Origin of the sequence: Paenarthrobacter sp. NPDC089322 (genome assembly GCF_040684895.1) — a bacterium.
Taxonomy (GTDB): domain Bacteria; phylum Actinomycetota; class Actinomycetes; order Actinomycetales; family Micrococcaceae; genus Arthrobacter.
On record NZ_JBFBGW010000014.1, the window covers coordinates 94805 to 119601 of the forward strand.

The 24797-nt window shown below is 63.9% G+C and carries 19 protein-coding genes and 1 pseudogene; 6 read left to right on the forward strand and 14 right to left on the reverse strand.

The genetic code is table 11. From position 1 onward, the window contains the following. Positions 1-70 precede the first annotated feature (70 nt). Together AB0N65_RS14445 and AB0N65_RS14450 are read right to left on the reverse strand one after the other, a co-directional pair. Positions 71-2707, reverse strand: coding sequence for a trehalase-like domain-containing protein (locus tag AB0N65_RS14445; protein ID WP_364162736.1), 2637 nt, complete (start codon positions 2705-2707; stop codon positions 71-73). A gap of 117 nt (positions 2708-2824) precedes the next feature. Further along, a complete protein-coding gene (locus tag AB0N65_RS14450; protein WP_364162796.1) occupies positions 2825-3814 on the reverse strand; it encodes an LLM class flavin-dependent oxidoreductase in 990 nt (329 codons plus the stop codon). Positions 3815-4100: 286 nt separating this feature from the next. Between AB0N65_RS14450 and AB0N65_RS14455 the strand changes: the two genes are divergently transcribed. Next, entirely contained in the window at positions 4101-5105 is a 1005-nt protein-coding gene (locus AB0N65_RS14455; RefSeq protein WP_364162739.1) for an ABC transporter substrate-binding protein, read from the forward strand. 148 nt (positions 5106-5253) lie between these two features. On the opposite strand, the gene AB0N65_RS14460 is transcribed toward AB0N65_RS14455, so the two are convergent. Further along, the gene (locus AB0N65_RS14460) at positions 5254-6183 is read right to left on the reverse strand and encodes a threonine/serine dehydratase (protein ID WP_364162799.1); all 930 of its coding nucleotides are present in this window, start codon (positions 6181-6183) and stop codon (positions 5254-5256) included. 183 nt (positions 6184-6366) lie between these two features. On the opposite strand from AB0N65_RS14460, the gene AB0N65_RS14465 reads away from it, so the two are divergent. Continuing rightward, positions 6367-7590: a VCBS repeat-containing protein gene (locus AB0N65_RS14465; protein WP_364162742.1), complete on the forward strand. Its 1224-nt coding sequence runs from the start codon at positions 6367-6369 to the stop codon at positions 7588-7590. Here the strand turns inward: AB0N65_RS14465 and AB0N65_RS14470 are convergent. The 7 genes and pseudogenes from AB0N65_RS14470 to AB0N65_RS14500 all read right to left on the reverse strand — a co-directional run bounded on the left by AB0N65_RS14470 (position 7587) and on the right by AB0N65_RS14500 (position 13248). Continuing rightward, a complete protein-coding gene (locus AB0N65_RS14470) occupies positions 7587-7760 on the reverse strand; it encodes a hypothetical protein (protein WP_364162745.1) in 174 nt (57 codons plus the stop codon). The two genes, AB0N65_RS14465 and AB0N65_RS14470, sit on opposite strands and share 4 nt — an antisense overlap. Then, a complete protein-coding gene (locus AB0N65_RS14475) occupies positions 7757-9100 on the reverse strand; it encodes an NtaA/DmoA family FMN-dependent monooxygenase (protein WP_364162748.1) in 1344 nt (447 codons plus the stop codon). The genes AB0N65_RS14470 and AB0N65_RS14475 overlap by 4 nt, the downstream gene beginning before the upstream one ends. 9 nt (positions 9101-9109) lie before the next feature. Then, positions 9110-10231: an LLM class flavin-dependent oxidoreductase gene (locus tag AB0N65_RS14480; RefSeq protein WP_364162751.1), complete on the reverse strand. Its 1122-nt coding sequence runs from the start codon at positions 10229-10231 to the stop codon at positions 9110-9112. Between the two features lie 16 nt (positions 10232-10247). Next, positions 10248-10385 (reverse strand): annotated as a pseudogene (locus AB0N65_RS14485) (LLM class flavin-dependent oxidoreductase); the annotation flags it as partial. Beyond that, positions 10382-11362: an ABC transporter substrate-binding protein gene (locus AB0N65_RS14490; RefSeq protein ID WP_364162754.1), complete on the reverse strand. Its 981-nt coding sequence runs from the start codon at positions 11360-11362 to the stop codon at positions 10382-10384. The gene AB0N65_RS14490 and the pseudogene AB0N65_RS14485, both read right to left, overlap by 4 nt. A 9-nt stretch (positions 11363-11371) precedes the next feature. Further along, complete coding sequence (locus tag AB0N65_RS14495) at positions 11372-12274, reverse strand: amino acid ABC transporter ATP-binding protein (RefSeq protein WP_364162756.1); 903 nt, start codon at positions 12272-12274, stop codon at positions 11372-11374. Then, positions 12271-13248, reverse strand: a complete 978-nt coding sequence (locus AB0N65_RS14500; protein WP_364162759.1) for an amino acid ABC transporter permease — start codon at positions 13246-13248, stop codon at positions 12271-12273. The genes AB0N65_RS14495 and AB0N65_RS14500 overlap by 4 nt, the downstream gene beginning before the upstream one ends. A gap of 286 nt (positions 13249-13534) precedes the next feature. On the opposite strand from AB0N65_RS14500, the gene AB0N65_RS14505 reads away from it, so the two are divergent. The 4 genes from AB0N65_RS14505 to AB0N65_RS14520 all read left to right on the forward strand — a co-directional run bounded on the left by AB0N65_RS14505 (position 13535) and on the right by AB0N65_RS14520 (position 18983). Next, complete coding sequence (locus AB0N65_RS14505) at positions 13535-15460, forward strand: FAD/NAD(P)-binding protein (RefSeq protein ID WP_364162762.1); 1926 nt, start codon at positions 13535-13537, stop codon at positions 15458-15460. An 80-nt stretch (positions 15461-15540) separates the two neighbouring features. Next, a complete protein-coding gene (locus tag AB0N65_RS14510; protein ID WP_364162765.1) occupies positions 15541-16059 on the forward strand; it encodes a GNAT family N-acetyltransferase in 519 nt (172 codons plus the stop codon). A gap of 9 nt (positions 16060-16068) precedes the next feature. Beyond that, complete coding sequence (locus tag AB0N65_RS14515; protein ID WP_364162768.1) at positions 16069-17829, forward strand: helicase HerA-like domain-containing protein; 1761 nt, start codon at positions 16069-16071, stop codon at positions 17827-17829. Positions 17830-18002: 173 nt separating this feature from the next. Further along, complete coding sequence (locus AB0N65_RS14520; RefSeq protein WP_364162771.1) at positions 18003-18983, forward strand: hypothetical protein; 981 nt, start codon at positions 18003-18005, stop codon at positions 18981-18983. 96 nt (positions 18984-19079) lie between these two features. Here the strand turns inward: AB0N65_RS14520 and AB0N65_RS14525 are convergent, their stop codons facing one another. From AB0N65_RS14525 to AB0N65_RS14540, 4 genes are all read right to left on the reverse strand, one after another. Next, entirely contained in the window at positions 19080-21053 is a 1974-nt protein-coding gene (locus AB0N65_RS14525) for an NHL domain-containing thioredoxin family protein (protein WP_364162773.1), read from the reverse strand. Then, the gene (locus tag AB0N65_RS14530; protein WP_364162802.1) at positions 21053-23314 is read right to left on the reverse strand and encodes a cytochrome c oxidase assembly protein; all 2262 of its coding nucleotides are present in this window, start codon (positions 23312-23314) and stop codon (positions 21053-21055) included. Before AB0N65_RS14530 ends, AB0N65_RS14525 begins: the two co-directional genes overlap by 1 nt. A gap of 253 nt (positions 23315-23567) precedes the next feature. Continuing rightward, entirely contained in the window at positions 23568-23855 is a 288-nt protein-coding gene (locus AB0N65_RS14535) for an HU family DNA-binding protein (RefSeq protein ID WP_011776355.1), read from the reverse strand. Positions 23856-24114: 259 nt separating this feature from the next. Further along, positions 24115-24633 (reverse strand): GNAT family protein, encoded by a 519-nt coding sequence (locus AB0N65_RS14540; RefSeq protein ID WP_364162778.1) that lies wholly within the window; start codon positions 24631-24633, stop codon positions 24115-24117. Positions 24634-24797: the final 164 nt, after the last annotated feature.

Genomic DNA, 24797 nt, shown 5'->3' on the forward strand with positions numbered 1-24797 from the left:
GTCGCAATTGTGCGCGTATTGAGCGCTCAAAACGTGCACAACTGCGACTCAGTTGGGTCCCTCGAGTCGGTTACTCGACGTCGGCACTGGCCAGGTAGTGGTCCAGCAGCTGCGCGCAGCGGATGAAACCAAGATGCGAGTATGCCTGCGGGTGGTTGCCCAAGTGCGTTTCGCTGCCGGGGTCGTACTCCTCCGAGAGCAAACCCGTGGGCCCGAACAAGGCCACGAGCTGGTTGAACAGCTCCAACGCATCATCCAGCCGGCCCACCGCGAGGTACGCCTCAATCAGCCACGTAGTGCAGATGTGGAAGCCGCCCTCCAAACCCGGCAGGCCGTCGTCGTACCTGTACCGGAAAACGGTGGGCCCGACCCGCAACTCACGCTCCACGGCAGTCACGGTGTCCAGGAACCGTTGGTCGCGCACGTCCAGCAAGCCCGAAAGGCCGATGTGCAGCACGGCTGCATCGAGGTCGGGACTGTCGTAGGCCACGGTGTACGAGGCTGCCGACGAATCCCAGCCCTCGCGGAGTACTTCCTCCCTGATGGTCGCGGCCGTTGTCGCCCAGTCATCGGGGGCAAGGCGACCGTGGAGCGCGGCAGCACGCACGGCCCGGTCCAGCGTCACCCAGCACATCACCTTGCTGTACACATGGTGCCGGGGTGGGCGGCGGGCCTCCCAGATCCCGTGGTCCGGTTCGTGCCAGCGGGCGATGACGGCGTGGGCCATCTGCTCCATGAGGTACCAATGCTCGTCGGGCAGGAAGCCGCGGCGTTCCCCGAGATCGTGGATCAGCTCGGCGATGGGACCGAACACATCCAGTTGCACCTGGTGATCCGCCGCGTTGCCGATCCGCACCGGCCGTGAACCCGCGTAACCGGGCAGGCTTTCAACGATCGCCTCGGTGGACAGCGGGGCACCGGTCACGGAGTAGAGCGGATGCAGCCACTCCGGCCCCGGCGCGTTCTCGAGGATCCCGCCCAGCCAGCGCAGGAAACCGTCGGCCTCCTCCGTGGAACCGAGTCCCACCAGCGCGTTCACGGTCATGGACCCATCTCGCAGCCAGCAGTAGCGGTAGTCCCAGTTGCGGGTGCCACCAATGCCTTCGGGCAGCGACGTAGTTGGCGCGGCAAGCACCGCCCCGGTGGGCTCATGGACAAGCGACTTAAGCACCAACGCTGAACGCCGCACCAATGACGTTTTGATGGTGGGCAACTGGAGCGTCTTCACCCACTCCCGGGAGGACTGCCCGACGGCGGCCCGCCGCTCCGGTTCTCCGCCCGGGTCCGCGGGCAAAGACTCGGTATCGCCGCAGCGCAGGTTGAGCACGACGGGACCAAACTGGAGGGGTATCTCCGCCGTGGCCGTGGCGTGCCGGCTGTCGTTGATGATGGTGAATTGCACGCCCGGGGCCGACAGGATGATCGGGTCCGAGGTTCCCACAACATGCACTTCATCCCCGCGGATCTCCATGTTGAACGGAGCGTTGGCGTAATCCGGCCGCGGCGCGAAGACCACCCGCGCCGTGCCTGTCCCGGAGAGGACCCGGACCAGGCTGGTGATGCCTTCCGGAGCAGGTTCGAGGTAGTCCGTCACCGTCACGTCGGCCCACCGGGTTTCCACGATCATGGTGTTGTCCACGTAGCGTTGGGCCAGCACGGGCGAAGGTTTCACGGGTTCGATGCTGAAGTGCCCGGCCGGATCCCCGCCCAGGATGTGCGCAAACAAGGATCCCGAATCGGGCAAGGGGTGGCTCATCCAGCAGACCTTGGCATCCGGAGTGAGCAATGCCGTGGACGATCCGTTGCCAATCATCGAGTGCCGTTCCAGTCCCACGGCGTCCTCGCCGAAGAGCCATGACCGCCGCAGTTCGAACAACAAAGCCAACACGCGCGCAAAGGCTTCCGGGTCCGGAAGCGTGTATGCCGCCGTCGTACGTCCCGGACCTACGTGAATGCCCACGTCGGGGCCGCGCAGGGTGGCGAGTGCTTTCTCGTCGCTCTCGGCGTCCCCGGCAAAGAGGGCTGCGCTGACGCCGAGCCGGGTACGAAGCTGCTCGAGGGCCTTGCCCTTGGCGGGTTCGTCCACGGTGAGGTCCAGGACTGTGCCGTCGATGATGAAGTAGAGGCCGTACTCGATCGCTATCTGCTGGCACCGGAAGATGACCCGCTCCACCACATCCGGAGCCGCGGGGCGCGTGTGCACGGCGACGCCCGCAGGCTTCCGGACAATGCTGATGCCCTGCTCGAACGCAACCGCTTCCGTCAGGGCTGTGGCAACTTGCTGAAGGAGGGTTTCGGTGGCCAAGGACAGGTTGTAGGCGAAGCCCATGTCGAACTCGATGCCGTGGGAACCCACCAAGTGGACTTCGGCCGGGAGCCGGGACACCGCTGCCAGGTCCCTGAGGGAGCGGCCCGAAATGAGGGCCGCGTGCGTGTTGGGTAGCGCCGCGAGCGCACGAAGGGCAACGGCGGCGCTGTCCAAGGGCAGGGTTTCCGTGGAGACGCCTTCAGCGGAACAGAGGGTACCGCCGTAATTGCACGCCACCAGCAACCCCGGAACCCTGGACAGGTTCCTCAGGTCCGCCATGAGCTCCTGCGGGATTCCTTGGTCCTCGTGCGGGCGGACGAAGGTGCGGAGCCTGCCGAGCGGCAGTGAGTTCATCAGCAGCGCCGAGTCGGCGAGTGCCTGGTTCAACGGCATAGGCATGGCGGGTCCTTCCGAATCGGATAGGACTAGTTTCCGCCCGAAATGTTTCCCTCGTATACCTCGTAATTGCAGGAGCGTTAAATTTTTTTCCGCCCTCGGCCCGCGGTGCGCGGCTGACTAGGCGGGTACGAGCCCTGATACCTCGGCAAGCAGTTCCACGGAACGTAGCCGTTCCTCGGTACCGATGCTCTGGTGCGCCACGATGAGTTCGTCGGCGTCCGCGTGCTTGGCGAATTCGTCAAGGTAATCGCACACGACATCGGGGGTGCCGACGGCGGAGAACTTCATCATCTGGGCAATGTGCTGGCCCTGCGGGGAGTCAAGCACCATGTCGGCTTCGTCGTCCGTGAATTCGCGGCCGCCGCCGAAGAACAGCGAGACGCGGGCCCGCTTCACCGCGAGATGGATTGCCTGTGCCTCCGCGTTGCTGTCTGCAGCGACGACGTTGACCCCGGCAATCACGTGCGGTTCCGACAATTGATCCGAGGGCTTGAAGTCGCGGCGGTAGATCGCCACAGCGTCCTGCAAAGCAGCGGGCGCAAAGTGCGAGGCGAACGCGTACGGCAATCCCAGCTGAGCCGCGAGCTGCGCGCCGAACAGGGAAGAGCCAAGGATGTACAGGGGTACGTTGGTGCCCTTGCCTGGCGTTGCCTCAACACCTTGGATGCGGGTGGGGCCGGTGAGGTAACCCTGCAACTCCAGCACGTCCTGCGGGAAGGTGTCCGCAGACATATGGTCGCGGCGGAGTGCGCGCATGGTGTTCTGGTCGCTGCCCGGTGCACGGCCCAGCCCGAGGTCTATCCGTCCCGGGTGCAGCGTCTCCAAGGTGCCGAACTGCTCAGCGATGGTCAGCGGCGAGTGGTTGGGGAGCATGATGCCGCCGGCGCCCAGCCGGATGGTGTTGGTGTGCGCGGCTACGTGGGCGATCAACACGCTGGTGGCAGACGACGCGATGGCGGACATGTTGTGGTGTTCCGCGTACCAGACACGCCGATACCCGAGCTCCTCGGCTTTCTGCGCCATGGCCACGCTGCCCGCGAGGCTATCCGCCACCGTCTGGCCCTTTCCGATGGTCGCCAGGTCCAGGATGGAAAGAGGAACAGTCACGGGGATGCCGGCCTTTCGGTTGCGTTGCACGGTGCCGGCTCAGTTGGTTGCCGGGCACTCTAGCGACAACGACGGCGGCCCGCGGCTTATTTCTGTGAGTTGCGTCGCGCTCTACCCGCGTACGTGGTTAAGCCCCTTGTGTGACCCCGTTCGACGCCCGATTAAGCGCCGTGACCCCCTGTATCCCAGCGTTTCACAGCGCTTTGACCACGCTCTTCGCACTGCCGGATAGTTGCAGCGACAAGTACGCATCAGACCTCCCGCTCAGGGAAACAAAGGGGAAACCATGGCACGTTTTGCAGGCAAGACCGGCGTCACCGCGGCGCTGGCCGCTGTCGCTCTCCTGGGGCTCGCCGCCTGCTCGGATCCCGGAGCCACGGCAGCAACGGGAGCCACTACGCCGCAGGGGTCGGCAGGCGCGAACGCTTCTTCAAGCGCCGCGGCCAAACAGTTCAACCTCACCCCGGAGCAAAACCGCGTCAAGGTGACCGTTGACCCGGAGGCAGCCGCGAAAGTGCCGGATGCCATCAAGGCGGATGGCAAACTCACTGTGGCCACCACCGGAGGTACCGCGCCGCTGAGCCTCTTCGCCACCGACAACAAGACGCTGATCGGCAGCGAGGTGGACATCGCGTACGCCGTGGGTGAGAGCCTGGGCCTGCAGGTGGAGGTCCTTCCGGTGGCGTGGGCGGACTGGCCCCTCGGCGTCGAGTCCGGCAAGTACGAGGCTGTGCTCTCCAACGTCACCGTGACGGAAGCGCGCAAGGAAAAGTTCGACTTTGCCACCTACCGCAACGACCTCCTGGGCTTCTACGCCAAGAGCGACTCGTCCATCGGTGAGATCAAGGAAGCCAAGGACGTGGCTGGAAAGCGCATCATCGTCGGCTCCGGCACCAACCAGGAGGCGATCCTCGTGCGGTGGGACGAGGAGAACAAGAAGAACGGTTTGAAGCCGGTCGAGTTCCAATACTACGACGACGACTCCGCCTCGAGCCTGGCGCTGCAGTCCGGTCGAGCGGACCTGACGTTCGGACCGAACGCAGCCGCCGCCTACAAGGCAGCGCAAGACGGCAAGACCAAACAGGTGGGCACTCTTGAAGGTGGTTGGCCGTTGAAGGCAGAGATCGCGTTTACCACCAAGAAGGACAACGGACTGGCTGTGGCTGCCCAGGCGGCACTGAACAAGCTCATCAAGGACGGCAGCTACGCCCAAATCCTGGATCGCTGGGGACTCGCTTCCGAGGCAATTCCGGCGTCCGAGCTGAACCCGGCAGGCCTGCCCAAGAAGTAGGAGCCGCTACACGGCAGGGCAGACCTGCCGACGCCGAATCCCCGCCGGATACCAACCGGCGGGGATTCTTGCATCGCGCTCCCCAACTGGGTCGCAGTAGTGCGCGTTTTGAGCGCTCTAAACGCGCTCTGCTGCTACTTAGTTGGGTTTAGAGCTGCGCCGGGTCGGTGTTGGCACCGCAAAGTACGACGGCGACCGTCTCGCCGTCGCGGGGGGCGTAGGCACCCGTGAGCAATGCCGCGTAGGCGGCAGCGGCACCGTGTTCCACGATGATCCTGTAGCTCTCCCAGAGCTTGCGCCGGGCCTTGATGATGGCGTCGTCGCTGACCAGGACGCTCTGCACGCCGGTCCGGCGGGCAACGTCGAAGCAGATCGTACCGACGCGCCGGGCACCCAACGAATCCGCGGCTACACCGGAAACGGGCACATCCACGGGTTCACCTGCAGCCAAAGCGGCATGCAGGGTCGGGGCGGTCTCCGGCTCCACTCCCACCACGCGGGCGGATCCTTGGGTTGCTGCGGCGATGCCGCCCACCAACCCGCCTCCGCCAACAGCAACGAGGATAGTGTCGACGTCGGGCAGTTGGTCCAGGAGCTCAAGACCCACTCCACCGGCGCCGGCTACGATTTCCGGCTGGTCGTACGCGTGGCAGTAAACCGCTCCCTTTTCCTCGGCGAACTCAAGCGCGGCCGCGTAGGCCTCGGCGTACTCAGAGCCTCCCTGGACTACGCGGGCGCCGATGGCATACAGCTTATGGACCTTGTTTGCCGGGGCAGACTCCGGCACGAACACAGTAGCCGGCACGCCAAGCTTAGAGGCAGCGTAGGCGTTGGCCAGTCCGGCGTTGCCCCCGGACGCTACCACCACACCGGCATGCGGATTCAGCCAGCCGTTCTCCTTCGCCGTAAGCAGCCGGTTGAACGCACCCCGCGCCTTGAACGTGCCCGTGTGCTGCATGTACTCGAGCTTGAACCACAGGTGGTAGGGCTCCGCAGTGCCACTTTCCAGGACGGGCGTGTGCCGCACCCAGCCGGCTGTTCGGGAGTACGCCGCCTCCACCTCTTCACGCGTGACCATGAGTGCCCCTTCCATCGGTTCAATCCTACGGTTTGGGCAGACGCAAACCGCCGTCGTGCCCAGGACCTGAACTGGGTTGCCACGCAACGCAGAACCGCGGAGTCACCTGCACAGGACCCACGGCGCTAGGGTACGCTCAGCACAGACCCACGCACTATCGATGCTGGCTTCCGGGGGGAACACATGGGGATTTCGCGCACGCGCAAGGCAATCTACGCAGCAGCAACAATCATGGTGGGTGCAGCTTCGCTGGGCACAGTTCCGGCCAGCGCCACAGTTCCGGCCACCGCACCAGCCCCGTCACTAGGCCCGACGGCCATCATCGACGGCGTCCCGTACGTCGGAGCAGAGCTGCGCAAACAGTACGACTACGACTACATCGGCTGTAAGAACCCGGACGGCACCACACCCAACGGGTACACCGCCGAGTGGTTGCGGGACGGCGTGACCCTGCCGCCTGACCGCCAAGGCGAAGTCCTGAAGCTCCTGCCCGCCGATTTTGGTCACCGGATTTCCCTCAGGGTCCATCCCTCCACGCCCGCGGAAGCCAACTGTCCGGACGCAACGCGTGTCAGCCCCGATACGGCACCCATCAAGGCCTCGTCCAGGGCCATGGGTTGGACGGGTCGTGGCAACTTCGAACCCCTCGGCCGGATGCAGGACGGCAGGCTGATGCTTTACCCGCGGACGTACACCTACGTCCCGGGCAGCTGTGAGGGCCCCTGCCCAAAGTATGAAGGCTCATGGGACGAGCCTCGACAGGTCGGGCAGGGCTGGGATGCCATGGGCTTCGTGTTCTCCCCCGGCGACTTCGACGGCGACGGGTTCAATGACCTTCTTGCAACGGATGCCGGCGGTGGCCTCTTCCTCTACCCGGGTAACGGCGAGGGCGGGTGGCTTGAGCGGCGGTACGTTGGCCAAGGCTGGGATATTTTCGACGCGATCGAGGGCCCCGGCGACTTCAATGGCGACGGCACCAACGACGTCCTCGCCCGTGACGCCGCCGGAGACCTTTACCTCTATCCCGGCGACGGTGAAGGCGGTTGGCTCCCCCGATCCAAGGTCGGCCAAGGCTGGCAGGTCATGGACAAGATCATCACCGGTGGCGACATGAACGGTGACGGCCCTGTGGAAGTTTTCGCCCGGGACTGGAACGGGCACCTCTCCATCTACCGGGCTGATGGCCGCGGCGGGTGGAATTCGTCGGCCGTCATCAGCAGCGGTTGGGGCACTTTCCAGGACATCGCAGGCTTGGGCAGTTTCGCCCACCAGAAATACAACGACCTGTTCGCCGTCAACGCGACCGGGGACCTTGTGACCTACTCTACGGGCGCATCCACCGCTGTCCTGTGGGGACCGTTCGGGCCCGTCGGCATTGGCTGGAACGTCTTCCGCGAGCTGCTCTAAAGCGCCTGCCCCAACACCGCCAACTGCAGGCTGACTGTGCCGCGTGAAACGTCGACGACGGCGGCACCCGCCTTTCCGTCGTCGGGCGTTCCTCCCAGCCGGGCCGGCAGGGCGCCGAGCCAGCGTGACAACCACCCGCAGCCGCCGCTTGGCCGGCGCCCGCGGCTCATGCTGTGGCTGCTTCCGCAGCGCGATCGGGCGTCGCGAGCCCCAGGTTTTCGCGCAGCGTGGTGCCACGGTATTCCGTGGGGTACACGCCACGTTCCTGGAGCTCGGGTACCAAGTGGTTCACAATGTCGTCCAGGCCGGTCGGGATGAGCCATGGCGAGATGTTGAAGCCATCCACCGCACCAACGCGGGCGTACTGTGCCAGGTGATCCGCCACAGCCGTGTACGAGCCGGTGAAAGTCGCATCGATCCGCGCGGTTTTGGAGGTCACGAACTGCCGGATGGAAAGTCCTTTGTCCTTGGCTTCGGCACGCCACTGGTCGGCGAGCTGGCGGGCCTTGGCACCGTGGAAGCCGCTGCCACGGGTTTCGGAGGTTTCTTCCACGACGGGGTCGATTTCCGGCAGCGGACCGTCGGGATCGTAGGACGAAAGCTCGCGCCCCCAGAATTGCTCCAGGTAGGCGATGGCCTGTTGCGGCCCGATCTGCAGGGTGCGGACCCATTCCTTCTTTTCCTGCGCTTCTTCCGGCGTGGCCGCCAGGATGAACTCGCTGGCGGGGAAGATCTGCACGGCGTTGGCGCCACGCCCGGCTGCAACGGAACGGGCCACGATGTCGCGGCGGAACTCCACCGCATCATCGAATTTGGGATGGGCGGAGAAAATCACGTCAGCTTGGCGGGCAGCAAAATCCCGGCCGTCCGGAGAATCGCCCGCCTGGAAAAGCACGGGACGGTACTGTGCGCTCCGTGGCAGGCGCGGGGTCACATCAACGGTGTAGTGCTGGCCTTCATGGAGCACACGGCGGGCGGGACCGGCCGGTGTTTCCCATGAGTCCCAGATCCGTTTGGCCGTTTCAACGAAGGCCTCGGCGTGCTTATAGCGGTCGGCGTGGTCGAGGTACCCGCCGCGCCGGAAGTTGGCGCCCGTCCACGCGTTGTCCGTGGTGACGATGTTCCAGGCTGCACGACCACCGGAAATCAGGTCCAGCGACGACAACCTGTGGGCGAGGTCCGCGGGATCGTTGTAGGTGGTGTTTTGCGTGGCGACCAAACCGATGTTCGTGGTTACGGAGGCCAAAGCGGCAAGCATGGTCTGGGCGTCCGGCCGGCCCACAACGTCCAGGGCGTGCGGACGGCCGAGGTGCTCGCGGAGACGCAACCCTTCGCCGAGGAAGAACGCAGCGAACTTACCGCGCTCGGCCGTTTGCACGATCCTCCGGAAGGACTCGAAGTCGGTTTGCGATCCGGATTCCGGAGCTTTCCAGATAGTGCCCGAATTGACCCCTTGGAAGAAGATGCCGAACTGGATCTGCCCGCTGGGCTGAAAAATGTCGCGTGTCATGGTGGGTCCTTACTTTGCAGCGGCAGTGCCGGCCGGGGCTGAAGTCGAGTAGCGGTTTTCGGCACGTTCCAGGCCCAGCAGCTCACGGAGGGTGGAGTCCTGAAGGGGCGCCCGCAACGAACCACGGCGCCGCAGCTCAGGGAGCACCAGCCGCGACAATTCATCGAGCTCCAACGCCAAGTCGCCCGGGTGCAGCCGAACGCCGTCGACCTCCTGCAACAGCAGGTCCAACAGCCCGGTGAGTTCCGCGGCGGAACCGACAAAACGTGCCCGTCCCGCGTCCTTCAAAGAAGCCGCGCGGGAAGCCGCTTCCTCGCCACGCGCGTCCAGGACGACGTCGAGCTCTGCCACCAGCGCAACGGACGCACCCAGGCGGGCACGGACGTCCCTCGCCTCATCGAGCAGCAGCTCCGGCGTCGGCGCCGTGACCAGCACGGCGTCAACTGCTTCCACCGGAATATGTCCCTCGCCAACCAGCGACGCCCCAGCCAGAACCGGCAACTGTCCCTGCAGCGGCCGCGGAATGATGGATGGGCCCTTCACTGAGTACGGAGTGCCGGCAAAGTCCGCGGGCGTTTCAAAGTCCGCGTAGTGCAGCTTGTCGACGTCGATGTACCGACCCGTGGCGACGTCGCGGATCACGGCGTCGTCCTCCCAGGAGTCCCACAGGCGGCGGCTGACTTCGATCGAGGCGGCAGCTTCCTGGGCGAGCGCGTCACCACTGACGGAAGAACGTCCGACGGCGGCAGCGGCCTCGGGCGATTCGGCTGCGGTTGCGATCCACCCGGCCCGGCCGCCGGATACGTAGTCCAGGCTGGCGAGCTGCGTTGAAACGTGGAACGGCTCGGTGTAAACAGTATCCACCTCGGGGACGAGTGCAAGTGTCCGCGTGATCGGGCCCGCATAGGCGGCACGTTGCAAGGCGTTGACCCTCCCGGGCGCGGGCGCGTCCTTGAAGGTTGCCACATGGAAACCAGCGGACTCCGCTGCGAGGACGGCTTCCGCGAGGGTGCCGAACCGGCCACCGTCCCACCCGGCGTCGTCGAGTTCGATGGCCAGGAATCCGGCCTTCTTTTCCTGCGTCACTGCTGCTCCTGACGTTCGTAGGGGATCTTCTCGCCGGCTAGACATGGGCTTTGCCACTCCTGTTGAAGCTGTCGAAGCCGAGGTCCTCAGCCCGCTTGGCGGTCTCCACCACCTGGTTCAGCCGGTCCGCAGTGGAGACGATCTCCCCCGTCACCGGGTTCTTCACGTGGGGAATGATGTCCAGGACTTGGAATTTCATGTGCCTGAACCGAAGGTTGCTTCAGTGACGGTCTTGGACTCCGGAAGGGCTTCCTCGGAGAGGCCCCACCGCTCCAGGACCTTGGCGTAGGAGCCGTCCTTGATAGTGGAGTTCAGGGCGTTGGTGATGGCCGGCGCCAGTTCATTGCCTTTGAGCGTGGTTGCGGCCACCAGGGTTTCAGACGGCCATCCCGCGTTGACTTTGCCCACTACTTTGAGGTCGTCACGGGTGTTCTCCCGGTACGTCACCGACGGGTACGGCGCGAGGTTCAGGTCCGTGCGGCCGGAGGACAACGCCAGAATGGTGTCAGCGTCCGAGGAGTAATACTGGAGCTCCGCCGGCGCCTTGCCCTTCGCTTCCAACTCTTTGTTCCACGCCAGCAGGATCTTTTCCTGGTTGGTGCCGGAACCCACGGAAATCTTGAGGCCGGAGATGTCGTCCGCGCCCTTGATGTCGTAGGTGGAGCTCTTCTTCGCTTCGAAGCCCATGTAGGCGGCGCGGTAGGTGGAGAAGTCGAACAGCTTCACCCGCGCGGCGTTGATGCCCACGTTGGAGAACACTGCCTCGAAGTCTCCGGACTGGGTCTTCAGCGGCCAGTTCTCCCAGGAGGTGACCTGCAGGTCCAGTTCCAGGCCGAGCTTGTCGGCCACCAGTTGGGCGATGTCAACCTCGACGCCGATGGGGGTCTTGTCGTCCGTGGCGTGGAAGGACAACGGAATGGCGCCGGCGGTGGTGGCCACCGTCAGCTTGCCGTCCTTGGCGATGGCAGCCGGAACAGTCGCTGCGGCCGTGGCATCCTTCTCCGCGCGGATGCGGTTCTGGTCCACGGAAGTGTTGTAGACGACGCCGTTCTTGGCGGCCGCGGACTCCGGCTGGGCTGCCGACGCGCCGGGGTCGGAGCACGCGGCGAGAGCGGGAAGTACGACGGCGGGAAGTACCGCGAGTGCCAGGAGCCTGGTTTTGGTAGAGCGAAGCATTGGAAAGTCCTAGATATTGAAGGCCGGTTCGATGACTTTGGAGAAGAAGCTTCGGGTGCGTTCTTCGCGGGGGTTGGTGAAGATTTCCTGCGGAGTGCCGGACTCGACGATCTGTCCCTGATCCATGAAGACCACGGTGTCCGCTACGTCCCGGGCGAAGCCCATCTCGTGGGTCACGATGATCAGGGTGGTCCCGGATGTAGCGAGTTCGCGGATAACGTCCAGGACCTCGTTGACGAGTTCGGGATCCAACGCGGACGTTGGCTCGTCGAAGAGGAGGATCTTGGGGTCGAGCGCGAGTGCCCTGGCAATCGCCACGCGTTGTTGCTGGCCTCCGGACAGTTGGCGCGGGTAGGCGTCCGCACGATCCTTCAAGCCAACCCGGTCCAGGAGTTCCAGCCCGCGTTTCCTGGCCTCCGCCTTCGACCGTTTTTGCGCCACGATCGGCGCCTCGATGACGTTCTCCAGGGCAGTCAGGTGGGGGAAGAGGTTGAAGTTTTGGAACACCATGCCGATGTTGGTGCGCTGCTTCAGGATGTCCTTCTCGCGCAGCTCGTGGAGCTTGTTGCCGCGGACCTGGTAGCCCACAAGGTCGCCGTCGATGGTGATGTAGCCGCCGTCGACTTTTTCCAGGTGGTTGATGGTGCGCAACAGTGTGGACTTGCCGGACCCGGACGGGCCAACAATCACTGCCACCCCGCCAGGCTGGACAGATAGGGAAACGCCCTTGAGGACCTCAGTGCTGCCGAAGGATTTACGAACGTTGGTGATGGTCACCTGGCCGCGCGTAACAGCGGCAGGCCGTGCCGCCGTCGTGGGTTTTTCCGTGACGGGTGCCGGTTGGTCGTCCAACTGTGCTTCTGCAAGGTGGGCGCCAGCGGCTGCCTCGGGGGAGCTGAAGACGGTGGTCATCGGGATTCCTTACCGGTTGTTTTTGTGCTTGCAGCCGCGGCGTGGCTGGTGAAGAACTTCCGGGCCTTCTGCAGCGGCGTCAGCGGCAGGTTCCGGACCGCGCCCTTGGAAAAGTGGCGTTCGATGTAGTACTGGAAGATGCTCAGCACCGAGGTGATCACCACGTACCACAGCGTGGCCACCAAGAGCAGCGGCAGCACCTGCTGGGTGCGGTTGTAGATCACTTGGACCGTGTAGAACAGCTCGGAATAGGCCAGCACATAGACAATCGAGGTGCCTTTGACCAGACCGATGATTTCGTTGAAGGCGTTGGGCAGGATGGCCCGCATGGCCTGCGGAAGAACGATCCTGGTGTTCCGCTTCCACGCCGGAATGCCCAGGGCCGCGGCAGCTTCGAGCTGGCCTTGGTCCACGGACAGGATGCCGCCGCGGATGATCTCTGCGGAGTACGCAGCCTGGTTCAGGGTCAGGCCCAGGACCGCTGCGGCGAACTGGCTGATCAGCGTAGTGGTCTGTGCTTCGAAGAACCGGACGTCCGTGAACGGGATGCCCAGGCTGATTTTCTCGTACAGGTAGCCGAGGTTGTACCAAAGCAGAAGCTGGACCAGAAGCGGCGTGGAACGGAAGATCCAGGAGAACGTCCAGGACACGGAGACCAGCAGAGGAGACGCAGACAGCCGCATCAGGGCAAGGATGAAACCAAGGACGAAGCCGAGCACGCCGGAGATCGCCGTAAGCTTCAGTGTTTCAACAAGCCCTGTAACAACCGACTGGGCCGTGAACCACTCAGCGACTACGCCCCACTCCCAGCGGGGGTTGGTCAGCAACGACCAAACGATGGCGGCTACTCCGGCGGCCACGATAACCGTGCCTACCCAGCGCCACGGATGCTTTGCCGCAACCAGCTTGTAGCCGGAGTAATCAGCGGTGGGCGGTGCGGTTTCCGCCGTGGCAGGCGGTGCGATTGCACTCATGCGCCACCTCATTTCATTGGGGTTGTTGACTATCGGATGGCTGCAAATCTAGGGCTGCCCGGGGCGGCCAGCAAGGCGGGAATTTGCACTTCTTCACGGGACTTCCCGTGGCTTCACCGGGCTTCGCGAAGCGTCACAAACGGCTTTCCGGAGAGGCGAAAGCGACGGAACTTTTCCTCCATTGACGTCGCATGACGCGCAGTGAACGGCCATGACCAGCGCCTCGACCAAGGCCGCCCGACGTCCCTAGATTGGGCTGCACCAACCGCTGTTTTCAGGAGATCCCATGCCGTCACGAGTTCCCGCGGTCGCGTTCATCGGCGGTGGCCCGCGTACGGCCGGCGTCCTCGAACGGCTCGCCGCCAGCAGGCCCGCGCTTTTTGAGGGTCCGCTGCATGTCCACGTTGTGGAGCCGTATGAGCCTGGCTCCGGGAGGATCTGGCGCTATGACCAGACTCCCGGTTTGCTGCTCAACTCCATGGCCGCTGACATCACCATGTTCACCGACGCTTCCGTGGCATGCGACGGGCCTTCCGAGGACGGCCCCGGGCTCGCTGCGTGGGCTGCGGGCGTGCTCGACGGCAGCATCCGCGACGTACCTCCACTGGAGCCGCACCTCCTGGCGCAGCTACGCGCCATCACTCCGGCGTCGTTCCCCACACGGCAGCTTCAGAGCAAGTACCTTGAGTGGTTCTTCCGCCGGGCCGTTAACGCCCTCGGCCCCGACGCCGCGGTGACGGTCCACAGGGACACGGCCACCGCCGTCGAGGGTTCCGCGGAAGGCCGGTATCGCGTGCGGTTGGCTTCCGGCGCGACTGTGGAGGCCGACGTCGTTGTTTACGCCCTTGGTCACACCGATTCCCAGCCCGACGCCGAATCAGCGCGCCTTAGCGAGTTCGCGGCGCTGCACGGGGTATTCCATGCGGCGCCGTCCTACACCACGGATGTGGACTACTCCCCCATTGCCGCCGGGCAGGACGTGATCGTGTCCGGCATGGGCTTGGCGTTCGTGGACCTTCTCGTGCTGCTTTTCGAAGGGCGCGGAGGCCGCTTCGTGGAAAGGCCCGACGGCGAACTGGAGTATGTGCCTTCCGGCGCCGAACCGCGTGTCTGGGCAGGGTCGCGGCGGGGTGTGCCGTACCACTCCAAGATCTCCTCCACCCTGCGTGGCGAGCCGTTCGGACGGCCGCGGTATTTCACCGCTGACACCATCGACTCCTTACTGGGCGTACACCAGGAGCTCGATTTCCGGGCCAATCTCTGGCCGTTGATCGCCAAGGATGCCGGCTATGCGTACTACAAGGAACTGTTCACGGGCTACCCCTCTCGCGTGTCCGGCAGTTGGGCGGAGTTCGAGGCACAGTTCGATGCTGTGGACTGGTACAGCGCTGCACGGGAAGCCTTGGTGGAGGCGGCCATCCCCGACCCCGCACTGCACCTCGACCTTGAGGCACTCGACCATCCCCTGAGCGGCTGCGCTTTCGATTCCCACGAGGCGGTGCAACGCTCGGTCGCCGCCTACATCCAGCGCGACCTTGACCTCCGCACCAGCCCCGACCATTCCGAGACCCTGGCCCTGTTCACCGCCCTGTTGTTCGTCTACATGGACCTCGGCAGGCTTGTTCCGCAGGAGCGTCTCAACGCCCGGTCGCAGCAGGCCATCCACGGTTGGTGGCACGGCTTCTTCAGTTTCGTGGACTCCGGCCCGCCATCGCACCGCCTTCGGGAGATGCTCGCGCTGCACCGCGCCGGGTTGCTGAAGTTCCTCGGGCCTGGAATGTGGGTCCGCGCCGACGAGGCGGTTGGCCGGTTCGTGGCCGGGTCCTTCCAGTCCCCGGTGGTAGTGGACGCTTCGGCATACATTGAGGCGCGGTTGCCTTCCGCTTCCGTGGAGCGTTCCGCGAACCCTGCCTTGGCGGACCTTCACGACGCCGGATGGGGCACCGAACAGAGGTTGCTCACCTCCGATGGTCCGCACTCCACCGGTAAACTCCTTGTCTCAGGGAATCACGAGGTCCTCTCTCCAGGGGGTGCTCCGCAGCCCGGTCTGTTCGCCGTGGGTCCGTGGACGTCCGGCTGGGGTGCGGGAGCTTTTGCCCGCCCCAATACCAACGCCGCACCCTTCCGGGAGAACGATGCCCTCGCCCGCCGAATCCTGGCGACGCTGGCCGCGGGTGCCCGGGTTCCCGTCCCAGCCGCCCAGCCCAACTGAGTCGCAGTAAAGCGCGTTTTGAGCCCTCTAAACGCGCTTAACTGCGACCTACTTGGGCTCCACCTACGAAAGGCAATGACTTGACCGCAACACCAACCCGGCCGGCGTCGGGCCTCACCGTGCTCAGCCTGCCCATGCACGATCCTCGCGTTCGGCCGCTCCTGGACGAACTCGCCGTCGAGTACAACACCCGCTACGGTGACCTCTTCAGCAGCGAAGGGGCCTCCGAGGAACTGAACCGGTACCCTGCCGAAGAATTCGCGGCGCCGCACGGCGCGCTGATCATCGTGCAGGAGAACGGCGAATCCGTGGCGGGCGGCGCGTTCCGCCGCTATGACGAACACACCGCGGAGCTGAAACGGATCTGGACGCATTCGGCCCATCGTCGCCGCGGCCTGGCGCGGCTTGTCCTCGCGAAACTTGAAGACGAGGCACGACGCCGGGGCTACCGCAGGCTGTACCTGACCACCGGTCCCCGGCAGCCCGAAGCGAAGAACCTGTACCTCGCCACCGGCTACAAAGCACTGTTCGACCTCGCCGCCGACCCCGAAGAAATCAAGCATTTGGCGTTCAGCAAGGATCTTGCCGCGCGCAGCTAAGCTATGCGCATGGCCAAGAAAACCACTGCTGAAAAGCTTGCCACCATCCAGCAGGGGTACACCCTGCAAGGAGCCACCATCGAACTGGGCGCCGCGATCGTGGACGGCGAGATCCACAAAGAAGCGCAAGTCCGGCTCCCCCTCGCCATGATGAATCGGCACGGCTTGGTTGCCGGCGCAACAGGCACCGGCAAGACCGTCACCTTGCACATGATTGCCGAACAGCTCTCGACGGCGGGTGTTCCGGTTTTCCTCGCCGACATCAAGGGCGATTTGTCCGGGCTGGCTACGCCGGCCACCGCCAGCGAGAAGCTGACGGCACGCACATCTGCGCTCGGCCAGGAGTGGTCTGCCCGAAATTTCCCCGTTGAATTCTTGTGCCTCGGCGGCGACGGCAACGGGATCCCCGTCCGCGCAACAATCACCTCGTTCGGACCCATCCTGCTCTCGCGCATCATGGACCTCAACGACACCCAGGAATCCAGCCTGCAGCTGATCTTCCATTTTGCGGACAAGAACAACCTGGAACTGATAGACCTCAAAGACCTCCGTTCCGTCATCCAGTTCCTCACCTCGGACGAGGGCAAAGCTGCGCTTGCTGACCTGGGCGGGCTATCCAAGGCAACGGCGGGCGTAATCCTGCGCGAGCTCGTCGCACTCGAGGCCCAAGGCATGGAGAAGTTCTTCGGTGAGCCCGAGTTCGATACCGCCGAACTCCTCCGCACAGCCCCGGACGGCCGCGGAGTGATCAGCTGCCTGGAGCTCCCCACGCTCCAGACCAAGCCGCTCCTGTTCTCGACCTTCCTCATGTGGCTGCTGGCCGACCTCTTCGAGGAGCTCCCGGAAGCCGGCGACCTGGACAAACCCAAGCTCGTGTTCTTCCTGGACGAGGCACACCTGCTCTTCAACGGCGCGTCCAAGGCATTCCTCGAAGCCATCACCACCACCGTCAGGCTTATCCGTTCCAAAGGCGTCGGCATCTTCTTCGTCACCCAAACGCCCAAGGACGTACCCGCGGATGTCCTCGGGCAGCTGGCCAACCGCGTGCAGCATGCCTTGCGCGCTTTCACGCCCGAAGATGCCAAGGCCCTGAAAGCAACAGTCTCCACCTTCCCCGTGAGCGATTATGACCTCGAAGAGACGCTCACCTCCGCGGGAATCGGCGAAGCGGTAGTCACCGTAATGAACGAAAAAGGCGCGCCCACGCCGGTCGCTTTGACGCGGCTCCGTGCGCCCGAATCCGTGATGGGTCCGAGCACCGATGACCTGATCCGCAGTACTGTGGCGGCTTCCTCCCTGCTTGTAAAATACGGCACCGCCGTGGACAACGTGTCGGCGTACGAGAAGCTGAGTGGAAGTGCGCCCGTGTCCACCGGGGACGCTGCACCCGGGCTGCCTCCCGTGCCCGGCAGCTCGACGCTTCCCGACGTTGTTCCGGGGGGAGCTGCGGCGGGGTCCCGTTCGGCGGGGACCGCGGCGGGGAGTTCCCAGAGCGACATCGACGCCGAAGCGCGTCGCATAGAGGAAGAGATTCTCGGCCGCCCGAGTTCCCGCCCGGCGACCGGCCACATCCCCATGCCGGCGCCAGCCCCGGGGCCAGCTCCGCAGCAGCCCTCTTCGCAGGATAGTGGCGTTCTTGGCGACCTCGCCGGCGTCCTGGGCGGCGCCTTGGGCGGTGGCCTCAAGAGCATGGTCCGCTCCATGGGAACCCAACTCGGTCGCGACCTTATGCGCGGCGTTTTCGGCACTTCCTCGCGACGGCGCCGGTAGTGCTGCCCGCCTGACAACACCACGACGCCGGGTGGCCGGCAGCGCGCGCTGCCACCCGCCGTCGTGGTTTTTTACGTTCGCCTGAAGAGTCTTCAAAGGTCATCCTGCCACCATGCTGCGCAGCTATTGCTGCCACGGCAGGTAACGTAAAGGGCGTGCAGTTAAGTCAAGCAATGGTCAAGACCGCAGCCGGATGGCTGCTCGGTCTGATGCTTGCTGCCGCCGGCGCCATCGTCTGCATCAACCTCGTGAGCTCATCCGTGGCCAGCCCCCAGCAGCCTGTCAGGGAGTACTTGGAGGCATTGCAGAAGGGTGAGGGCGAGGAAGCGCTGGGGCTGCTGCGAGCCAAGGTGCCCAGCGCCAACGCGGCCATGCTCGACGGAACAGCCCTGCAAACCGCGGCTTCCAAGATGTCCGACGTCAAGGTCGGGAACCCGATATCCAGAGGCAACAACCGCGTAGCGGTGCCCGTGGACTACACCTTGGACGGCAACCGCCTGCACACGGAATTCCTCATGGAACGCACGGGGACGCAATGGTTGTTCTTCAGCAAATGGGCTTTCGTCCCCACCACGCTGCCAACCATCGAAGTTACCGTGGTCAACGCCAGCGAAGCCGCACTCAACGGCGTCCCCGTGAACATGCCCAACGGCCACAACACCTTCGCCGTCTTTTACCCCGGCAAATACGAGGCCAGCCTGAGCGGCACCTACTTCGAGGCCCCCGCCACTGCCGCGGTGGTTTCAAGCAGGGATGGTGGCCAGGCTCCCTTGAACCTGCAGACAAGGTCTACCAAGGCCATGAACGAGGCCGTCGCAGGCAAAGTCCGCGAGTTCTTGGATACCTGCGCGGCTGAAGCCACCGAACAACAACGGCTCCAGCCGGATTGCCCCTTCTACCATGCCAGCAACGCGCGGGTGGTGGACGGGACAATCAAGTGGGAAATCACCGAATACCCCAAGATCGTCATTGAGCCATTCGGGGGAAAGTGGGTGGTGGCACCCTTGAACGGCAAGGCCACTCTCACCGCACGGGAGATCAACCTGTTCACCGGCTACGTCAACGACCTCAACGTAGAGCACGATTTCAGCTTCACCACGCAGCTGGACATGGACAACAACACCGTGACCGTCACCCCGCTTCTAACGTTCTAGCCATCCGCCTGGTGCTGGTGCGAAAAAGCCCGGCTCCCTATCCCTGGGGACAGAGGAACCGGGTCATTTTCGCTGGCGCTTTTGTTAGTCCGTGCCTTAGTCCATGCCGCGCAGGTCCAGGACGAGCTCGGAGTCGCCATCGGCTTGGAGGACCACGGGGATGCCCCAGTCCTGCTGGTACAGGTGGCATGCCGCGTGGTCCGGAATTTCCCCGTCTTCCGTTTCGGGTCCATCGCATGCAGCGGCTCGGGCCGTAATGTGCAGGATGCCCTCGGGCACGTCGGACGACAATTCGAGGGTACGCAGCAGACCCACTGATGTACCTCCGCCTGACACCAGCAGTTCCGGCGGAGTGGACGAGATTTTCAGCTGCGTGGGATCGCCCCAACGGTCGTCGAGCTTCTGGCCGGTGGGGGCCTTGAAACGAACAGCAAGATCAAGGGTGCCCGGGGTCACAGGGCTCTTGGGGCGGTGGGTCTGCGACGCACCCTCATCCACCTGCTGGGCCTCCTTGGGAATCGGCACCAGAACCAGCTGGTGCTTGTTCGATTCCACAACTACCAGCAACGGATCAGTATCGTCGTGGTTGACCACGACGACGTCACTTGGCTCCGCGAGGCCGCGCGCCAATGTTGACACAGTCTTGGTCGCGGGGTCATAACGTCGAACGGCGCCGTTATAGGTGTCTGCGATGGCGACGGAACCATCAGGAAGCACTGTGACACCCAGGGGGTGTTGAAGGCGTGCCTCAGCAGCCTCGCCGTCCCTGAAACCGAAGTCAAAAAGGCCCTTGCCAACGGCGGTCTCCACCGTGACGCCCGACTCGCCTACCACCAAACGACGCAATGCCGACGTTTCGGAGTCAGCCACCCAGATGTTGTCATCGGCATCAATGGCCAAGCCCGACGACTGGGCGAACCATGCCTCTTCTGCAACGCCATCCAGCAGGCCTTCGAGGCCCGAACCAGCCAGGATGGAAACCTCGTTGCCCCGGGGGTCGAAAGCGAAAATCTGGTGGGTTCCTGCCATGGCGATGACCACGCGCTGCAGCTTTTCGCTCCACACCACGTCCCACGGTGAAGACAGGGAGACCCCGGTACCTAGCCCAAGCACCCCGACGTCCACGGCGTCGGCAGCGAAGTCAGCCGGGCCGCCGTCGTGATGTTCAGACCAGGTGCCGGCACCGGTTTCGGTGACCCGGGCAGGGCCGGCATCGAGTAAGCGCTGCACGCCGTTGCCGGCCACAGTCCGGACAAGTCCTGACTCAAGCGTCACACCCCGCAAGCGGTGGTTTACGGTGTCTGCCACAACGGCGTCGTATCCAAGAGTGGAAGCGAGTTCTGCCGGCAGGACAGCCACGCCCTGCGGCTCATTGAACTGCGCAGTTTCAGCGTCTCCGTCCAGGAAGCCCTTGGTACCGGATCCTATGACGCGTTCCACGGTTTCAAGGTCGGGACGGAGTTCCACCAGACGATGATGGCCTGAATCGACCACGAGGTAGTTGCCGTTGGCCAGCTGCGTGGCCTTGCCGGGGAACCGAAGAGTACCCGACGTTGGCTCGGGAGCTACATACGGGCCGTTACCCCGGTGCAGCGTGCCCTTGGCCTCATGTTCTGCCACCAGTTCCTCGAGAAGGACCGCGAGTCCGTCAGCATGCCCCTCGCCGGACAGGTGGGCGACGATATAGCCCTCCGGATCGACAACTACTAGCGTGGGCCACGCCCGGGCAGTGTAGGCCTTCCATGTTGCAAGCTCAGGATCGTCCAGCACCGGGTGGTGGATCTCGTAGCGTTCCACGGCCGCGGCCAGCGCCTCGGGATCGGCCTCGTGTTCGAACTTTGGTGAATGAACGCCCACCGTGACCAACACGTCCGAGTACTTTTCCTCGAGCGGTCGGAGCTCGTCCAGGACGTGCAGGCAGTTGATGCAGCAGAAGGTCCAGAAATCGAGCAGCACGATTTTGCCCCGCAAGGACTCCAAGTCCAAGGACTTTCCGCCTGTATTGAGCCAGCCGCGGCCCTCCAGTTCAGAGGCCCGGACCCGGAGTTGGGTGCGTACGGTTTCGCTCATCAGCGTCCTTCCAGCTTGGTGTTACGTTCAGTCTGCCCGGTTTTGCTGTCGGCCTTGGCCGTGTGACCGGCCACCTTGCTGCTTCCGGCTGCCGGCGTGGCAGGGCGCTCTTCCGATTTGACGGGACTCGTTCTTCCCGGCTTGGCTTCACGCTCGGCCAGCTTGGCGTCGCGTTCAGCGAGCTTGGCGTCGCGTTCAGCGAGCTTGGCGTCGCGTTCAGCGAGCTTGGCGTCGCGTTCAGCGAGGCGGGCAAACATATCGTTGTAAGCACTGAGATCGGCGTCGTTATTCCTGTCGGCCGCGCGGTCAACGCGCCGGGTCTCACGTTCATCGGAGCGGGACCACATGACAGCCACGCCGATTGCCACCAACAACGTAGGCACTTCGCCGATACCCCATGCCACGGCGCCCCCCATCTGTTGGTCTGCGATGGCAGAGGAGCCCCACGTGCGGCCCAGGTTTCCGAAGTAATCAGCGGCCAAAAGTCCCGTACCACCCATGATGGCGACGCCGAAGAAGGCGTGGAATCCCATCGTGGCCAGTAGGAGGAGAAGCCGCATCGGATAGGGCGCGCGTCGTGGCAGGGGGTCGCTGCCGATCATGCTCAGGACAAAGATGTAGCCGGTCAGCAGGAAGTGCAGATTCATGAGCTCATGGCCCACGTGTTCGCGCATAGCCAGGCTGAACAGGTCCGAATAGTAGAAAAGCACAATGGAGCCCGCAAAATTCGCAGCAGCGAACAACGGATGCGTCACGACCTGGGAGAACTTGGAGTGCACAAACAGCAAAAGCCATTCACGCAGGCCCCGTGAGCCGTGGGCTCCTTCCCCCCTCGACGGGAGTGCGCGGAGGGCCAGTGTCACCGGGGCGCCGAGGACCAGGAAGATGGGTGCCACCATGGTGAGTGCCATGTGGTCCACCATGTGCGCAGAGAACAACACCCTGCCATAGACGGCCGGCGGGCCCGACGTGATGTAGGTGAGGACGAGCAGCCCAATCAGCCAGTTCACCGTGCGGAACCAGGACCAGCTATCCCCTCGCCTACGGACCTTGATGATTCCAAGAACGTATGAAACAGCGGCGAATAGTGCCACCCCTACCCACAACCAATCGAACCGCCACTCCGTGAGCCAACGCTCCGGTGTGAGTTCCGGTGGGACCTCATATCCCGACAGGATGAACGCCGGCGAGGCGTCCGGGGCGTATGTGGTGGGTTGCGGAGGAGCCGAGCGGCCAAGCGCCACGGCGAGTCCCGACGTCGCGCCCATCACCAGCAGCTCAACCAAAACCAGCTGCCACAACACGCGGCGCGCGGACAGGGAACCGTTCCTTCCCAGTTGGGGAATGACCCACTGGCGGTGCATAAAGCCGATGCCGCCGAGGACCAAGGTGGCCAGCGACTTCGCCAGGATGAGCTGGCCGTACGCCGAGCCGAACAGGTCTGATGGGTTGGTGACCCGAATGGCCGCGTTGATCACGCCGGACGCAAATACCAGAATGAACGCGAAGCCCGCCAAAGACGAGAAGCGCCGAAGGGTGGGCTCGGTAATGTCAGGAGTACCTGAGCTGCGGGAACCCGTGAGCATCCCCGACAACACGGCCAGCATAATGATCCCGCCCACCCAGGTGGAGACGCCCACCAAGTGCAGGCCGAGAGAATTGATGGCTCCCTCATGGTCGCTGGAGCTCGACGAGTGACCGATCAATGCCGTGGGAACCAAGCCGATGAGGGCGAGGAGCAGCGTGAAGGCCAACCCAGTCAGTGAGCGGACTCCGAACAGCGCTGTGGTGACCACTGCCGCAATGATCGTGACTGCGAGCCAGGCTTTGCCTGTTTCGATGTCCGTCATGAAGTAGACCAGTGAGCGGGTGAACTCGGCGTCCCCGGACAGACCCTGTCCCGCTACATCTGCGTAAGTCAGTACCAGGACTGCAACAGCTGACAGCGTCCAGGTTGCTCCTGCCACCGCCGCAACGGCCAGGGCACGTGCGAAGGCAGGGTGCTCAGGCGCCTCGACGTCCTTCTCGCGGGACCGCGTAGCCTTGAGGTTCTTGGGCAGGATACCGACGGCGAAAATCAAACCGCCAATCACCGTGGCGACTGAAACATTGTGGATGGCCTTCGCGAAGGGCAGCCCCCAGCGAACGAGTGCACCAGGGTCTGAAACCTGGCGTGCAGCTGATGCACCGGAAAAGATGAGGGCTGCCGCCAACGCCAGGATCAGCACTGCCAGTCCGGCAAGCTGCCAAGGAAGGGAAATCCCCGCGACGGAATCGCCTCCGCGCGCACCCGGCTTGGGAACGGGCGAAGGGACAGTTGCAGAGTTTCTTGCTGATGGCACCTATCCATTGTCCGTTACCGGTGGCTGGGCTGCGAATCGGCAAACGATTGGGGAGGAGAAGTGGGAAGGGCCAGTGCGTCTGACGCGTCTGTACTCCTTGGCCACCCGTAAATTGGAGAAGGGGCGGCAACCAGTTGGTTGCCGCCCCTTCCAGGCGTTCGCCGAAGAGGAATTACTTCTTCTTGGCGACAGCAGCCTTCAGCTTGGAGCCAGCGGTCAGCTTGACGCTGTGGCCGGCTGCGATCTGGATGGTTTCGCCGGTCTGCGGGTTACGGCCGGTGCGTGCTGCGCGGTCCGTGCGCTCAACTGCGAGCCAGCCCGGGATGGTGATCTTTTCGCCAGCGGCAACAGAAGTCTCGAAAACTTCGAACAGTGCATCGAGCACGGAGTTCACGGCTGCCTGGCTGGTGCCAGCCTTGCCTGCTACCTCTGCAACGAGTTCACTACGGTTCTTAGCCATTTACGTCCTCCTGGACTCATACGTTTTTTGAGCTTTCAAGCGGAATGCGAGCAAGCCACTGCTCGAAAACTTACCAGCTTGCACTCGCATGACCAGCAAATTCCGCGTGTTTCCGCGCTTTTTTGACCAAAATCACCGGATTTTAGGGGTTTTTGGGGCTTGGAGCCGTCCATGGCGTACCCTACGGATCCACGGCTCCGCTATTGGTCAGGGCGATGATCAACCCAAAATCCGCTGATACAGCAGGTGATCTTGCCACTTACCGGCGATTTTCAGGTAGGAAGCGGCACGCCCGATGCTCTCGAATCCGCCGTTTGAGGACAACCTGCGAGGCCGCGTTGTGGGGCAGAGTCGCCGCCTGGACGCGGTGCAACTCCAGTTCTCCGGCAGCCATCCCGAGAACAGCCTCCACCGCAGCGTTAGCCAATCCGCGGCCCGTGTGGGTCGCGTCAACCCAGTACCCCAAATTAGCGTTGAGGAACGGGCCACGCACTATGCCCGTCAGCGTGATCATCCCGATCACGGTCTCTCCCGTAAAAATGACCCACGGCACCTCGCTGCCGGCCGCATACTGATCCAGTTTGCCTTGAATCACCATCTCCTGCCCGGGAGTCGTGAAGAACCACTTCTCGCGTCGCGGCTCCCATGGTTCCAGATGCTGGGCGTTGCGGCTGTAGGCAGCAGCGAGTGCTTCGGCGTCACTGAACTCGATGGGCCGCATGAACACCTGGAGGCTTTCGCCCCGAGAGCGGACGTTCAGGGGTCGGCTGAGGTTCATCCTGCGACCTTACCCTTGCGGACGCATTGGGATTGGTGTTCGACGGCGCGTGGCTGCGTTTGGGTGGGGCTGGGTGTTTTGTTGGTTAATGTGGGAGACCCCCCAACGTGGGTTGGGGGGTCTCGACCTGAATGGTTGTCCGGCGGTGTCCTACTCTCCCACAC

Bases quoted from the DNA above. Each gene is read 5' to 3' on its own strand.
- AB0N65_RS14445 (WP_364162736.1), bottom strand. From the start codon at position 2,707: ATGCCTATGCCGTTGAACCAGGCACTCGCCGACTCGGCGCTGCTGATG.
- AB0N65_RS14455 (WP_364162739.1), top strand. From the start codon at position 4,101: ATGGCACGTTTTGCAGGCAAGACCGGCGTCACCGCGGCGCTGGCCGCT.
- AB0N65_RS14460 (WP_364162799.1), bottom strand. From the start codon at position 6,183: ATGGTCACGCGTGAAGAGGTGGAGGCGGCGTACTCCCGAACAGCCGGC.
- AB0N65_RS14465 (WP_364162742.1), top strand. From the start codon at position 6,367: ATGGGGATTTCGCGCACGCGCAAGGCAATCTACGCAGCAGCAACAATC.
- AB0N65_RS14470 (WP_364162745.1), bottom strand. From the start codon at position 7,760: ATGAGCCGCGGGCGCCGGCCAAGCGGCGGCTGCGGGTGGTTGTCACGC.
- AB0N65_RS14475 (WP_364162748.1), bottom strand. From the start codon at position 9,100: ATGACACGCGACATTTTTCAGCCCAGCGGGCAGATCCAGTTCGGCATC.
- AB0N65_RS14480 (WP_364162751.1), bottom strand. From the start codon at position 10,231: ATGTCTAGCCGGCGAGAAGATCCCCTACGAACGTCAGGAGCAGCAGTG.
- AB0N65_RS14490 (WP_364162754.1), bottom strand. From the start codon at position 11,362: ATGCTTCGCTCTACCAAAACCAGGCTCCTGGCACTCGCGGTACTTCCC.
- AB0N65_RS14495 (WP_364162756.1), bottom strand. From the start codon at position 12,274: ATGACCACCGTCTTCAGCTCCCCCGAGGCAGCCGCTGGCGCCCACCTT.
- AB0N65_RS14500 (WP_364162759.1), bottom strand. From the start codon at position 13,248: ATGAGTGCAATCGCACCGCCTGCCACGGCGGAAACCGCACCGCCCACC.
- AB0N65_RS14505 (WP_364162762.1), top strand. From the start codon at position 13,535: ATGCCGTCACGAGTTCCCGCGGTCGCGTTCATCGGCGGTGGCCCGCGT.
- AB0N65_RS14515 (WP_364162768.1), top strand. From the start codon at position 16,069: ATGGCCAAGAAAACCACTGCTGAAAAGCTTGCCACCATCCAGCAGGGG.
- AB0N65_RS14520 (WP_364162771.1), top strand. From the start codon at position 18,003: ATGGTCAAGACCGCAGCCGGATGGCTGCTCGGTCTGATGCTTGCTGCC.
- AB0N65_RS14525 (WP_364162773.1), bottom strand. From the start codon at position 21,053: ATGAGCGAAACCGTACGCACCCAACTCCGGGTCCGGGCCTCTGAACTG.
- AB0N65_RS14535 (WP_011776355.1), bottom strand. From the start codon at position 23,855: ATGGCTAAGAACCGTAGTGAACTCGTTGCAGAGGTAGCAGGCAAGGCT.
- AB0N65_RS14540 (WP_364162778.1), bottom strand. From the start codon at position 24,633: ATGAACCTCAGCCGACCCCTGAACGTCCGCTCTCGGGGCGAAAGCCTC.